The sequence below is a fragment of the Nocardioides sp. NBC_00368 genome (assembly GCF_036090055.1).
In the GTDB taxonomy this organism is placed as follows: Bacteria; Actinomycetota; Actinomycetes; order Propionibacteriales; family Nocardioidaceae; genus Nocardioides.
Genome location: NZ_CP107970.1, coordinates 817,317 through 830,891 on the forward strand (window position 1 = coordinate 817,317; position 13,575 = coordinate 830,891).

A 13,575-nucleotide genomic window follows, 5' to 3' on the forward strand; every position below is an offset into this window, starting at 1 on the left:
GGTCGGTCCTCTCAGAACCAGGTGCGGACGAGGTCGACGACGACCGGGTCGTCGGCGTCGGCGTCGTCGAGGACCGGGATGAGGCCCCACTTGTCGAAGGCGGTGCAGGGGTGCGAGAGCCCGAGGCGGAGCTCGTCGCCGATTTCGACGGGTGCCTCGGCGGCGGGGTCCCAGCGGAGGAAGCCGTGCTGGTCGTTGAGCGCGGTCACCTCGACGCCTGTCAGGGGCGTCGCGGGGGAGCCGGTGGTCCGGGCGCGCAGGAGCTGAGCCTCGGGGAGGCCCTCGTCGAACGGTAGGTCGCGCTTGCCGGCGTCGAACAGCGCGAGCCCCGGCTCCGGTTGGGAGCTGATCCGCACCCAGCCGTGCAGGGCGCTGCGCAGACCCGGGCCGCTGGTGCGGGGCGCGCTCCCCATCGGGGAGATGCCGCGGTAGAAGCCGTCGTCGTGGGTGATGTAGGCGCCGCTGCGCAGCACGACCCGCGCCTCGTCGCTCGTCACGAGCGGAGCGAGCGCGTCGGCCACCTGCTCGAAGTAGGCGCTGCCGCCGGCGCTGACGACCGGGGTCCGGTCGCCGGGGAGCAGGCCGGAGATCCGCCGGTGCAGCGAGACCAGGCTGTCGACGTACGTGTGGACGACCTCGAGCGCGGCCTCGTCGGTCGTGTGTGCCAGGGCGCCCTCGTAGCCGGTGACGCCGGCGAGCTGCAGGTGGGGCGACGCCGCGACCGCCTCGGCGACGGCCACGGCGGTCTCCTCGTCCCGGGCACCGGTGCGACCGCCCGCGGCGCCGCGCTCGACGAGCACACCGATCGCTCGCCGTGGACCGGCCTCGGCAACGTGGGCCGCGAGCGCGTCGTGCATCAGGGCGACGGTGCGCGGCGAGTCGGCCCAGACCAGGATCTCGAGGTCCGGGTCTTCGGTGAGCTGGTCGGCGATCCAGCGCAGCGCGAGCGGGGAGACGATCGCGTTGGCCACGATCACCCGGGAGACGCCGAAGGCGCGGGCGACGGCGAGCTGAGGGAGGTTCGCCACCGTGATCGCCCAGGCGCCGGCGGCGAGCTGCTCGGCCCACAGCTGCGGAGCCATGGTGGTCTTGCCGTGCGGTGCGAGGGCGATGCCGCGCTCCGCGCACCATGTCGCCAGCACGTCGCGGTTGTGGCTCATCGCGACCCGGGAGAGCGAGAGCACCGGCGTGGGCAGCTGCGAGAGCCGGGGCGACTCGTCGAGCACCTCGGCGACCGTACGTCCCCAGAGCGCGGGCGGGATCGCCTTGTGGCGCCAGTCGACCCGCTCGTCGCGCAGCGCCGCGACGGCGGCCGTGTCGAAGTGGGCTGCCGGGTGATCCATGGCCCGTCCTCTCGTGTTGCACATTATGCAACGCTCATTGCGTAATCTGGTTCGATAGTTGTAGCATCGGCCACACCGGTCGTCAACGGGCCGGGTGACGAAGCAACAGGGGAGGAGCTCCATCGGTGGGCAGCAGCGGAGACGTGCGAGTGGTCTGTCTCGGGGAGGCGATGGTCGTCCTGCGTCCGGAGGGCGACCAGCCGCTGGCGGAGGCGGCGACGTTGCGTCGCTCGGTCGGGGGAGCGGAGGCCAATGTGGCCGGAGCCCTGGCCGCGCTCGGCGTGCGGACCGCCTGGGTCTCCCGCCTCGGCCGGGACCCGTTCGGCGACGTCGTGACCGACGACCTGACCGCCCGCGGCGTGCAGGTCCGGGCCGAGCGTGACCCGCAGCGGCCCACGGGGCTCTACGTGAAGGAGCCCGCTCCTGGCGGCAGCCGGATGCACTACTACCGCGCCGGCTCGGCGGCGGCCGCCATGGACGCGGACCTGCTCGACGAGCCGGGGGTCGCGCAGGCGCTGGCCTCGGCCGAGGTCGTGCACACCTCCGGCATCACCGCCGGCATCCTCGAGGAGGGCTCCGCGCTGGTCCCCCGCCTGCTGGCGCTGCGCGAGGAGCTCGGCTTCCGGCTGAGCGTCGACCTCAACTGGCGGCCGGCGCTGTGGGCCGGCCGGGAGGTCGCCCCCTTGGTCGACCTACTCCGCGCGGCCGACGTGGTCCTGCTCGGCGCCGACGAGGCCCGTGCGGCGCTCGGCGTGGACGCCCCTCACGACCTGCGGGAGCTCCTCGGCGACCGTCCCCGGCTCGTCATCAAGGCCGACTCGCACGCCGCCGGTGAGCACGACCCTGACGGAAGCGCCACCGAGGTCCCCGCTCTGCGGGTCGACGTGGTGGAGCCGGTGGGCGCGGGCGACGGCTTCGCGGCGGGTTACCTGGCGGCGCTCGTCGACGGGATCGAGCCGGTCGGCCGGCTGCGCCAGGGCCACCTGGTCGCTGCGGGCGTTCTGGCCGCGACCGGGGACCATGCGGACCCGCCGGCCGTCGACGTACGCGCGCGGCTTCTCGCGTGCTCCCAGGACGAGTGGGCGGCGACCCGGGTCAGCGCCGCCGGCATCGACTCCCCGGCGCTCGAGACCCCTGCGGAGGCATCACGATGAGCCAGAGTCTTTCCCGCGCGCTCCAGATCCTCATCGAGCTCGGTGAGGGCGAGCGGTCCCTCGACCAGGTGGCCGCCAGCCTGGGCGTCCACAAGACCACCGCGATGCGGCTGCTGCACACGTTGGAGGCGGACCGGTTCGTACGCCGCGACGACCGCCAGCGCTACCACCTCGGCTCGCGGCTGTTCGCGCTCGGCACGATGGCCCTCGCCCAGCACGCGATCCGTGACGTGGCCCAGCCGCACCTGACGCGCCTCGCGGCGGAGACGGGCGGCCAGGCCGTCCACCTGGCTGCGTACGAGAACGGGGCGGCGATCTATCTCGCCAAGGTCGAGAGCACGCACTCGGTGCGGATGTACTCCCGTGTGGGACTGCCCGCCGCCCTGCACGCGACCGCCGTCGGCAAGGTGCTCGTCGCCGGCCTCCCGCCGGGGGAGCAGGACGCCGTGATCGCGGGCATCGACTTCCGCCCGTTCACGAGCCGCACCATCGCCGACGCCGCGGGCTACCGCGACGTGCTCGCCCGCACGCGCGAGCAGGGCTGGGCCGAGGACGCCGCCGAGCACGAGGACTTCATCAACTGCGTCGGGGCGCCCGTACGCGACGAGGCCGAGCGGGTCATCGCCGCGGTCTCCGTCTCCGTGCCCGACGTCATCCTGCCCCGCGAGGGGGTGCGTGCCCTGGTGCCGCAGCTCCTCGCGGCGACCGAAGCGATCTCCGCCGACTGGGCCGGCCGGAGCGCATGAGAAACACCCCGAGAGGAAACCAACCGATGTCCGACGTCCGCATCTCCACCGACCAGGCCCCGGCCCCCGCGCACACCTTCTCCCAGGGCGTCGTCCGCGGCGGCCTGATCCAGGTCTCCGGCCAGGGTCCGGTCGACCCCGCCACCAACGAATACCTGTTCCCCGGTGACGTGAAGGCCCAGACCGTGCGCACCCTGCAGAACGTGGAGGCGATCCTGGCCGCCGCCGGTGCCGGGTTCGAGGACGTGCTGATGCTTCGGGTCTACCTCACGACCCGCGACGACTTCGCCGCGATGAACGAGGCCTACGGCGAGTTCATCGGCTCGCGGGTCGCCGAGGGCGGCATCCTCCCGTGCCGTACCACCGTGATGACCGGTCTGCCGCGCGAGGAGATGCTCGTCGAGATCGACGCTCTCGCCGTCGCCCGTTAATCCACGATCTGGGCGAGCTCCTTGCCCAGGTAGGGCGCCAGCGTGCGGGCGTAGCGCGAGGTGATGTGGTTTCCGTCGCGGTAGACGATGACGTTGCCGATCACCGCCGGGCACAGCCTGTCCTCGCAGAACAGGTGGGTCAGGTCGACCAGGTGTGCGTTCGGGTCGCGGGCGACCGCGTCGCGGTGCGGGTCCTCGACGACCACGTCCGTGCGCGGACGCCCGCACGCCTCGCCCGCGGTCTCGGGCGAGTGCCGCTGGATGCAGCCCAGCGTGGTGCGGAGATAGGCGGCGGTGTCGGGCTCGAACATCGGGTTGTCGACGAGCGCGATCACCGGCACGTCCTTCGAGGGCCGGTGGCTCCACGCCTCGACCAGGCCGTTGACCGTGGACTCGTAGGGCGTCTCGCCGGCCAGCGGCTGGGTCGTCTTGCGGGCGGAATGGGTGACGATGATCGCGTCGAAGTCCTTCTGCTCAGGTGCGCGCAGATAGGTCTCGAGCTGCCGGTTCCACTCCGCGCAGGCCGGGCGGTTGTCGGCGATGTTGCGGCCGAGCGGCCGGGTGTTCCAGTGGCAGGCGGCGCGCGAGGCGACGTCGATGCGCCAGTTGCGCTGCTTGCCGATCAGGTCGAGCGCGCCCACCGGGGCGACGGCATGCGAGTCGCCGACCATCAGCAGGCGTTTCTCGTAGCCCTCGGCGGCACCGTTCGGGCAGGCGCTGAACCTCACCGGCCGCTCCTCGAAGGACCAGCACTGGCTGCGGTTGTCGTCGTCCTCGCCGATGGCCGCCACCGCGGGGATCAGCTCGCCGCGCAGGTCGGGGTTGCGGCACGACCCGCCCGAGGAGGTCACCGCCATCGCCGCGGCGCCCAGGCACTCGGTCGTGTAGGGGTCGGCGGTGGCGAGCCTGGCTGCTGCCGCGATCGCCCTGTCCTCGGAGTAGCTGATCGCGGCCAGCCCGCTCCAGCCCGCGCCGACGGCGACCGCGAGAGCAGCCAGGGTGGCGACCAGGGCTCGTGGCCCGCCGGGCTCGATGACGTACGTCTGGACCTGGCGGGTCACCAGCCGGTTGGTCGCCCAGGCGAGCACCGTCGAGACGGCCAGCACGCCCGCGGCCGAGATGAGGGTGAGGCGCTCGCCGCCGGTGTAGTAGAGCCATGCGATCAGCAGCGGCCAGTGCCACAGGTAGAGCTCGTAGGAGATGTCGGCCACGAACCGCAGGGGAGCGGTCTCGAGCAGTCGCCGCGGTCCGCGTGCGGACGAGGTCGACCCGACCATCACCAGCAGCGCTCCGGTGACCGGCCACAGGGCGAGCGGGCCGGGGAAGTGGTCGGCGCCGTCCATCACGAAACCGCAGGTCACAACCAGGATGAGACCGGTCCATGCGGCGTACGGCTTGATCTTCTCGGGCAGGCTCAGGCGCCGCAGGGCGAGCGCGGTCAGGGCGCCGGCGGCGATCTCCCAGAAGCGGGTGACAGAGTTGAAGTAGGCCGCCGCCTGATCGGCCCCGGAGACCTTCACGGCGTAGAGGAAGGAGACCGCGAACGCGGCCGCGGTCAGCACGAACAGCACCCGCGCCAGGCCGATCCGGCCACGCAGCACGAAGGCGAGCCCGACGACCACGAGCGGCCACAGCAGGAAGAACTGCCCCTGCACCGCGAGCGACCAGAAGTGCTGCACCGGCGTCGAGGACGGCCCCGCCGCACCGTAGGAGAGCTGGCTGGCGATGAGCTCCCAGTTGAGCAGGTAGGTCGCGGCCGCGACGATCTCGCGGGTCGTCTGCGTCCACAGCGTCTGCGGGATGAAGGCCACCATCAGGGCGGCGGTCGCGGCCAGCACGATCAGGGCCGGAGCGGCGAGCCGCGCGAACGTACGTCCGTAGTGCTGACCCAGCTTCACCTGGCCGCGCTCGGCCTTGCCCACCAGTGACCGGGTGGCGAGGAAGCCGGAGATCACCAGGAAGACGTCGATGCCGCCGGAGACCCGGCCGTTGCCGAAGAGGTGGAAGGCGACCACCAGTGCCAGCGCGATGCCGCGCAGGCCGTGGATCTCGCTGATGTGTCCGGAGGGGTGCCCATATTTGGGGACCTTGGGTTCGCTGCGTGGCGGGGCGGCCGGGGGAGTGGGGAAATCCGAGAGGGCGGTCACGTGATCGCTGTTCTAGTGGATGTCGGCGGGGTGGGAGCCGTCGCACCATAACGGGCGGTGGTGACGTGTGGGCGTACGGGCGTTGTCATTGCGCCGTCGAGATCTCCTCGAAACCGTTTCACATCGCCGCCGAAGGAGATAGGTTGCACCCCGACGTGACTTAGATCACACCCAGGACTGAGGAGTTCGGACGATGAACACGCACAAGATCGGCCGTCTGATGGCGGTTGCAGCGGTCGCGACCCTGTCGACCGCATCGCTCGTGGCATGTGGTGGCTCGGATGACGACGGCGGCGACTCGGGCGGCTCGGGCGGCACCGACGTCGGGGTGATCCTCCCCGACGCAACCACGTCGCCCCGATGGGAGGCCCAGGACCGGCCCAACCTCGAGAAGGCGTTCACCGACGCCGGCCTCGAGGCCACGATCCAGAACGCTCAGGGCGACACCGCCAAGTTCGGCCAGCTCTGCGACAGCATGATCAACGAGGGCGTCAAGGTCATCATCATCACCAACCTCGACTCCGAGTCGGGAGCGGCCTGTCTGAAGAAGGCCGCTGACGCCGGAGTGACGAGCATCGACTACGACCGGCTCACGCTCAACGGCGGCGCCTCCTACTACGTCTCCTTCGACAACGTGAAGGTCGGCGAGCTGATGGGCGCAGGGCTGGACGAGTGCATCACCGCCTCGGGCAAGAAGGGCGGCAACATCGTCTACGTCAACGGCGCGGCCACCGACAACAACGCGGCCCTGTTCAAGTCCGGCTACGAGAAGGCGCTCGAGGCGAAGATCGCCGACGGCACCTACAAGCTCGTCGGTGACCAGTCGGGGGAGTGGGACGCGACCAAGGCCGGGAAGGTCTTCGATCAGATGTACACCGCCAACGGTGGGAAGATCGACGGTGTGGTCTCGGCCAACGACACCATGGCCGGCGGCATCATCGCCCGGCTGAAGGCCAACAACGCCCAGGGCAAGATCCCGGTGACCGGCCAGGACGCCTCGGTCGAGGGTCTGCAGAACATCCTGCAGGGCTTCCAGTGCGGCACCGTCTACAAGAACACCGCGCTCGAGGCCAAGGCCGCCGCGGACCTCGCGATCGCACTGATCGAGGAGGACAAGGACGCCGCCGACGCCCTCGCCACCGGCACCGTCGAGGACACCGAGGCCGGCAAGGACGTGCCGTCGGTGCTCGCCGAGCCCGTCTGGGTCACCAAGGAGTCCGTCGTGACCGTCATCAAGGACGGTCAGGCCGATGCCGCCGAGGTGTGCGCGGGTGCGATCGCTGCCCTGTGCACCGAGAACGGCGTGCCTCAGTGAGTCCGCTGCTGGAGCTGCACGGCGTCGAGAAGTCCTTCGGCGCCGTGCAGGTCCTGCGCGGTGTGGACCTCTCGGTGCGGGCGGGCAAGGTGACGGCGCTCGTCGGTGACAACGGTGCCGGCAAGAGCACTTTGGTGAAGGGGATGGCCGGGATCCACCTCTTCGACGCCGGCGACTACCTCTTCGAGGGCGAGCCGGTGAAGGTGACCAGCCCGAAGGACGCCGCCGCGCTCGGGATCGAGGTCGTCTATCAGGATCTCGCCCTGTGCGACAACCTCGACGTCGTCCACAACATGTTCCTCGGCCGGGAGCTGAAGCGCCTCCGGCTGGTCGACGAGGACACCATGGAGCAGCGTGCTCGCGAGACGCTCGACGGTCTCTCGGTGCGTACCCTGAAGTCGGTGCGTACGCCGGTGGCCTCCCTCTCCGGCGGTCAGCGCCAGACGGTGGCGATCGCCCGGGCCGTGCTGTGGAACTCCAAGCTGGTCATCCTCGACGAGCCGACCGCGGCCCTCGGGGTGGCGCAGACCGAGCAGGTGCTCCGGCTGGTCCGGCGCCTGGCCGACCGGGGCCTCGGCGTCGTGCTGATCAGCCACAACCTCAACGACGTCTTCGAGGTCGCCGACGACATCGCGGTCCTGCACCTGGGGCGCATGGTCGGCCAGATCGAGGCCGCCTCCACCACGCGTGGGCGGGTCGTGGAGGCGATCACCACCGGTGTGGTTCCCGAAGGAGGTGCTGCATGAGTGCAGATGTCGACGACCGGCCGGTGACCGATCCGGCGTCGCCGGACCCGATGCCCGACAACTCGCTGGGCGGGATCCTCCGCGCCTACCTGGCCAAGCTCAAGGGTGGTGAGGTCGGTTCGCTACCGGCGGTGCTGGGCCTGATCGCGCTGGTCGTGGTCTTCTCGGCGCTGCGTCCCGAGCAGTTCACCAACTCGTTCAACTTCGCCAACCTGATCGGCCAGTCGGCCGGCGTGACCGTCCTCGCGATGGGCCTGGTCTTCGTGCTGCTGCTGGGCGAGATCGACCTCTCGGCGGGCTTCGCGGGCGGCACCTGCGCCGGCGTGCTCGGGGTGTTCCTGACCCGGCAGGAGTGGCCGCTTCTGCCGGCCCTGATCGCCGCGCTGCTCACCGGCGCGGTGATCGGCCTGCTCATCGGGCTGCTGGTGGCCAGGCTCGGGATCCCGTCGTTCGTGGTCACCCTGGCCGCGTTCCTCGGCCTCCAGGGTGTGCTCCTGACGATGATCGGCGAGGGCGGGACGATTCCCTACCGCAACGACTTCATCAACGGCCTCAACAACTCCAACCTCCCGGTCTGGCTCGGCTGGACGCTCGGCATCATCTGCATCGTGGGCTATGCGGCCTCGACGTACGTCGCCGACGCCCGGCGCCGCGCCAAGAACCTCACCGTGCAGCCCATCCTGCTGTGGGCGCTGAAGACCGGGCTGCTGACGGTTGTGGTGCTCGTGGTGGTCGGCTATCTCTCCGTCGAGCGCAGCCGCAACCCGGCGCTGACCTCGCTCAAGGGGGTGCCGGTCTCGCTGCTGGTGATCGTCGGTCTGCTGATCGTGCTCACCTTCATGCTGACCCGCACCGCCTGGGGCCGGCACGTCTACGCGGTCGGCGGCAACGCCGAGGCGGCGCGGAGGGCCGGGATCAACGTGTTCCGGGTGCGCCTGTCGTGCTTCATCCTGTGCTCCACGATGGCGGCGATGGCCGGCATCATGATCGCCAGCCGGACCAACTCGGTGAACCCGAACACCGGTGGCGAGACGACCCTGCTGTACGCCGTGGGCGCCGCCGTCATCGGCGGCACCTCGCTCTTCGGCGGCAAGGGCCGGGTCATCGACGCCGTCATCGGTGGCACCGTGGTGGCCGTCATCGACAACGGCATGGGTCTGCTCGACCAGCCTCAGGGCACCGTCTGGATGGTCACCGGCCTGGTCCTGCTGGTCGCGGCCAGCGTCGACGCCATCTCCAGGCGCCGGGCCTCGGCCACGGGGCACGTGTAGCTGTCCTCGCCGAGACTGCAGAAGTGGCGGACGAGACGACAGTTTCGTCCGCCACTTCTACATTCTCGGCCCGCCAGAACTACGGTTTCGGCGGGGCGGTGCTGCTGCGTACGACCAGCTCGGCGGGCAGCCGCAGGTGGCGCTCGGTCTGCTTGCCCTCGAGCAGCTCGAGCAGGAGCTCCAGCGCGGCCCTGCCCATCTCGTGGAGCGGCTGGGCGACGGTGGTGAGCGGGGGAGTGGCGTCGCGCGCCTCGGGTACGTTGTCGAAGCCGATCACCGAGAGGTCCTCGGGCACGCGCAGGCCGAGCGAGCCGGCGACCTCGATGACCTTGATGGCCGAGATGTCGTTGGCGGCGAAGATGGCGGTGGGCCGCTGGCCGGCCGGGAGCGAGAGCAGCTCGCGGGCCGGTGCCTCGGCGACCTCGGGGTGGTAGCCGCCCACCCGGATCAGGTCGATGGAGACGCTCAGGCCGGCCTCGTAGAGAGCCTCGCGGTAGCCCTGCTCGCGCAGGGCGGCGGAACGCAGATCGGGGCGGCCGCCGAGGAACCCGATGCGCTGGTGGCCGAGCCCGATCAGGTGGTCGACGGCGAGCCGGGCGCCGGTGACGTTGTCGGCGTCGACGGTCATCGGGCCGTCCGGTCCAGTGTGGGGGTCGATCGCGACGACCGGGATCGTGGTCTCGTCGGTGATGATCATCGAGGGGGTCACCACGATCGCCCCGTCGATCAGGGTGTGGCCGAGGCGGGAGAGCGAGCGGCGCTCCCAGCCGGTGTGGTTGTGGGCGCCGCTGCGGCCGGCATGCGCCAAGAGCTCATAGCCCGTGCCGTCCAGGGCCGCTGAGATGCCCTTGAGCAGCTCGGCCGAGTAGGGCTCGAACTCGGCCACGAGCACGCCGATGACGCCCGTCGACTTGCGGCGCAGGCTGGAGGCGATCAGGGACGACTGGTAGCCGAGCTGGTCGATGACCGCGAGGACCTTCTCGGCGGTCGCCTCGCTGACTCCGTAGCGCTCGTTGATCACCTTCGAGACGGTGGCCACCGAGACCCCTGCCTCCCGGGCCACATCCGTGATCGTCACCCGTCGGGGGCGGGGCTGGTCGAGCGTACTCATGCCCCTGACAGTAGCCCACTCGGGGGATTGTCGATAACCATCTACGAAAACGTTATCGACAACGATTGACATCGGTGCCTGACAACCGCCATGCTCGACCCGACAATGTGGCGGCAGTCACATCACCCCATCCAGAGCTGTGACGAAGAAGGTCCAAAGATGTCGAGGAAGACACAGGCGCTCGCCGCGCTGTGCGCCGGATTGATGATTGCCGCCACCGGTTGTGGCGGCTCGGGCGACTCCGGTGGCGACGACAACACCATCACGTGGTGGCACAACTCCAACAACGACCCCGGCAAGGGGTACTACAAGCAGGTCGCGAAGGACTTCGAGAAGGCCAACCCCGGCGTCAAGGTCAAGGTCGAGGCCTTCGCGCACGAGGACATGCTCACCAAGCTCGACGCCGCGTTCCAGAGCGGTGACCCCGAGCAGATCCCGGACGTCTACATGGAGCGTGGCGGCGGCGAGCTCGCCGACCACGTCGAGGCGGGGCTGACCAAGGACCTGTCCGAGGACGCGGCCGAGGAGATCGACATGATCGGCGGCTCGGTCGCCGGCTGGCAGGTCGAGGACAAGACGTACGCACTGCCGTTCTCCATCGGCGTGGTCGGCTTCTGGTACAACAAGGAGCTCTTCGCCAAGGCCGGCATCACCGCCGCGCCGACGACGATGGAGGACTTCTACGACGCCGTCGAGAAGCTCAAGGCCGCGAAGATCCAGCCGGTCTCGGTCGGCGCAAAGGACGCCTGGCCGGCCGCGCACTACTACTACTGGACCGCGGTCCGGGAGTGCTCCGAGGACGTGCTGACCTCGGCGGTCAAGAGCCTCGACTTCTCCGACCCCTGCTTCGAGAAGGCCGGCGACGACCTCGCCGACATCGTGGCCCAGAAGCCGTTCAACAACGGCTTCCTCTCCACCGGCGCCCAGGAGGGCCCGACCTCGGCCTCCGGTCTCCTCGCGACCGGCAAGGTCGCCATGGAGCTCGCCGGCCACTGGGAGCCCGGCGTGATGCAGGGCATCACCGAGGACAAGAAGGGGCTCGGCGACAAGACCGGCTGGTTCGCCTTCCCGCAGATCGAGGGTGGCCAGGGCGACCCGGGCGCCCAGATGGGCGGCGGTGACGCCTGGGCCGTCTCCGAGGGTGCCCCGGACGCCTCGGTCGACTTCGTCAAGCACCTCCTCTCCACCGACGTCCAGACGGGCTTCGCGGAGAACGGGATGGGCCTGCCGACCAACCCCGACGCGACCGGCGCGCTGACCGACCCCGCCCTGGCCGACCTGATCAAGGTGCGCGACAGCGCGCCGTACGTCCAGCTCTACTTCGACACCGCCTTCGGCCAGGCCGTCGGCGGCGCCATGAACGACGCGATCGTCAACGTGTTCGCCGGCAAGGGCACGGGGGCCGACATCGTCACGGCCACCCAGGAAGCCGCGGACAAGGAAAAGTGAGCTGAGCCTGTGACACACGACGTGACCGAAGCCGCTCCCGCGGCGTCAGGGCACGCCACATCGGACGCCCGGCGTACAGGTGCTGTACGCCGGGCACCCGGCGGTCCCAGGAGGACCGGACTTCGTGGTGACGCCTGGCGCAAGCGCTTGGAGATCCTTGTCTTCGTAACCCCGGCGCTCGCGCTCATCGCGCTCTTCGTCGCCTGGCCCATCGTCACCGCGGTGCGTTTCTCGGTCTACGACTGGAAGGGCTTCGGTGACCTGACCGACTTCGTCGGCCTGGAGAACTACGTCGAGGTCCTCGGCGACGAGGTCTTCCGCAGCGCGGTCGGCCACAACATGGTCATCGTGGTGGGCTCGATCCTGCTCCAGCTCCCGCTGGGTGTGGCCATCGCCCTCCTGCTCAACCGCAAGATGCGCGGCCAGGGCCTGCTGCGCACGATCATCTTCGTGCCGTACGTGCTGGCCGAGGTCATCGCCGCCGTGGTCTGGCTCCAGCTGCTGCAGCCGCAGTACGGCTTCATCGACGCCTTCACCGCGCAGATCGGGCTCACCCCACCCGAGCAGGGCTGGCTGGGCACTCCGGAGTACGCGCTGTGGATCGTGCTCCTCGTGCTGACCTGGAAGTACCTCGGCCTCGCCGTGCTGCTCTTCCTGGCCGGCATGCAGGGCGTCTCGGAGGAGCTCCACGAGGCCGCCCAGCTCGACGGCGCCTCCTGGTGGCAGACGCAGTGGCGGATCACCATCCCGCTGCTGGGGCCCACCATGCGTACCTGGGCCTTCCTGTCGATGATCGGCTCGATCCAGTGCTTCGACATGATCTGGGTGCTCACCCAGGGCGGTCCGGCCAACGCGACGGCCACCATGGCGACGTACCTCATCGACGAGGGCACCAAGCGCCACAACTACGGCATCGCGGGTGCCGCCTCGGTGATCCTGTTCGTGATCGCCTTCGCGATGGCGCTCGCCTACCAGGTCCTGATCCTGCGCCGCGACACCAAGGAGGACACGGTATGAGCGTCACGGCCGATCTCACCCCACGCCGCCGCAGCGGCGGCAACCTGTGGGTCTACCTGATCGCGCTGATCGTGGTCGCGATCACCGTCGGCCCGGTCCTCTACGGGGCGCTCGGCGGCTTCCGCACCAACGCCCAGCTCGCCGACAAGCCGGCCGGGCTGCCCGACCCGTGGGTGTGGAGCAACTACGCCGGGGTGCTGAGCAACCCGTCGTTCTGGCAGTACGCGCTCAACTCGACGATGATCGCGATCATCACCACGGTGGTGACCGTCGTGTTCGGGCTGATGGCGGCGTACCCGTTGGCTCGCTACCAGTTCCGGGGGCGCGAGGCGCTGTTCATGGTCTTCGTCCTCGGCCTGCTCTTCCCGGCGGCCGTGGCGATCATCCCGCTGTTCATCATCATCACCCGCAACCTGCACATGGCGAACACCTGGTGGGGCGTGGCCCTGCCGCAGGCGGCGTTCGCGCTGCCGATGACGGTGGTCATCCTCCGGCCGTTCCTGATGGCGCTGCCCAAGGAGCTGGAGGAGGCGGCGCTGATGGACGGCGCCAGCAGGATCGGCGTCTTCTGGCGGGTCCTGATGCCGCTGTCGGCACCCGGGATGATCACCGTCGGGGTGCTGGCGTTCGTGACCTCCTGGAACGCCTATCTGCTTCCGCTGCTGCTGCTCCAGGACAAGATGCGCACCCTCCCGCTCGGCGTCGCCGACTTCTCCACCGAGCACTCCGCCGACACCGCCGGCGTCCTCGCCTTCACCACTCTCGCGATGATCCCCGCCCTCGTGCTCTTCCTCGCCTTCCAGCGCCGCCTCGTCAGCGGTCTGCAAGGCGCGGTCAAGGGCTAG

Annotated in this window: 12 protein-coding genes; 9 read left to right on the plus strand and 3 right to left on the minus strand. The window is 70.1% G+C overall.

Annotated elements, in window-relative coordinates; all coding sequences use genetic code 11:
• Positions 1-11 precede the first annotated feature (11 nt).
• Complete coding sequence (locus tag OG984_RS03775; RefSeq protein ID WP_328530315.1) at positions 12-1,343, minus strand: amino acid deaminase; 1,332 nt, start codon at positions 1,341-1,343, stop codon at positions 12-14.
• A 125-nt stretch (positions 1,344-1,468) separates the two neighbouring features.
• On the opposite strand from OG984_RS03775, the gene OG984_RS03780 reads away from it, so the two are divergent.
• From OG984_RS03780 to OG984_RS03790, 3 genes are read left to right on the plus strand one after another with little or no spacing between them, the layout of a single operon-like run.
• Positions 1,469-2,497 carry a sugar kinase gene (locus OG984_RS03780; RefSeq protein WP_328530316.1) on the plus strand — a complete coding sequence of 343 codons (1,029 nt, stop codon included), beginning with the start codon at positions 1,469-1,471 and terminating at the stop codon, positions 2,495-2,497.
• Complete coding sequence (locus OG984_RS03785) at positions 2,494-3,243, plus strand: IclR family transcriptional regulator (RefSeq protein WP_328530317.1); 750 nt, start codon at positions 2,494-2,496, stop codon at positions 3,241-3,243. The genes OG984_RS03780 and OG984_RS03785 overlap by 4 nt, the downstream gene beginning before the upstream one ends.
• 26 nt (positions 3,244-3,269) lie before the next feature.
• Positions 3,270-3,674 (plus strand): RidA family protein, encoded by a 405-nt coding sequence (locus OG984_RS03790; RefSeq protein ID WP_328530318.1) that lies wholly within the window; start codon positions 3,270-3,272, stop codon positions 3,672-3,674.
• Here OG984_RS03790 and OG984_RS03795 read toward each other — a convergent pair.
• On the minus strand, positions 3,671-5,821 hold the full coding sequence (locus tag OG984_RS03795; RefSeq protein WP_328530319.1) for an acyltransferase family protein: 2,151 nt from the start codon (positions 5,819-5,821) through the stop codon (positions 3,671-3,673). The two genes, OG984_RS03790 and OG984_RS03795, sit on opposite strands and share 4 nt — an antisense overlap.
• 193 nt (positions 5,822-6,014) lie before the next feature.
• On the opposite strand from OG984_RS03795, the gene OG984_RS03800 reads away from it, so the two are divergent.
• From OG984_RS03800 to OG984_RS03810, 3 genes are read left to right on the plus strand one after another with little or no spacing between them, the layout of a single operon-like run.
• Positions 6,015-7,136 carry a sugar ABC transporter substrate-binding protein gene (locus tag OG984_RS03800; protein ID WP_328530320.1) on the plus strand — a complete coding sequence of 374 codons (1,122 nt, stop codon included), beginning with the start codon at positions 6,015-6,017 and terminating at the stop codon, positions 7,134-7,136.
• Entirely contained in the window at positions 7,133-7,882 is a 750-nt protein-coding gene (locus tag OG984_RS03805; protein WP_328530321.1) for an ATP-binding cassette domain-containing protein, read from the plus strand. The genes OG984_RS03800 and OG984_RS03805 overlap by 4 nt, the downstream gene beginning before the upstream one ends.
• On the plus strand, positions 7,879-9,153 hold the full coding sequence (locus OG984_RS03810; protein WP_328530322.1) for a sugar ABC transporter permease: 1,275 nt from the start codon (positions 7,879-7,881) through the stop codon (positions 9,151-9,153). Before OG984_RS03805 ends, OG984_RS03810 begins: the two co-directional genes overlap by 4 nt.
• Positions 9,154-9,232: 79 nt before the next feature.
• Here the strand turns inward: OG984_RS03810 and OG984_RS03815 are convergent, their stop codons facing one another.
• On the minus strand, positions 9,233-10,264 hold the full coding sequence (locus OG984_RS03815) for a LacI family DNA-binding transcriptional regulator (RefSeq protein WP_328530323.1): 1,032 nt from the start codon (positions 10,262-10,264) through the stop codon (positions 9,233-9,235).
• A 159-nt stretch (positions 10,265-10,423) separates the two neighbouring features.
• Here OG984_RS03815 and OG984_RS03820 point away from each other — a divergent pair, with 159 nt between their 5' ends.
• The 3 genes from OG984_RS03820 to OG984_RS03830 all read left to right on the plus strand — a co-directional run bounded on the left by OG984_RS03820 (position 10,424) and on the right by OG984_RS03830 (position 13,575).
• On the plus strand, positions 10,424-11,713 hold the full coding sequence (locus OG984_RS03820) for an ABC transporter substrate-binding protein (protein WP_328530324.1): 1,290 nt from the start codon (positions 10,424-10,426) through the stop codon (positions 11,711-11,713).
• 147 nt (positions 11,714-11,860) lie between these two features.
• Positions 11,861-12,730: a carbohydrate ABC transporter permease gene (locus OG984_RS03825; RefSeq protein ID WP_328530325.1), complete on the plus strand. Its 870-nt coding sequence runs from the start codon at positions 11,861-11,863 to the stop codon at positions 12,728-12,730.
• Entirely contained in the window at positions 12,727-13,575 is an 849-nt protein-coding gene (locus tag OG984_RS03830; protein WP_328530326.1) for a carbohydrate ABC transporter permease, read from the plus strand. The genes OG984_RS03825 and OG984_RS03830 overlap by 4 nt, the downstream gene beginning before the upstream one ends.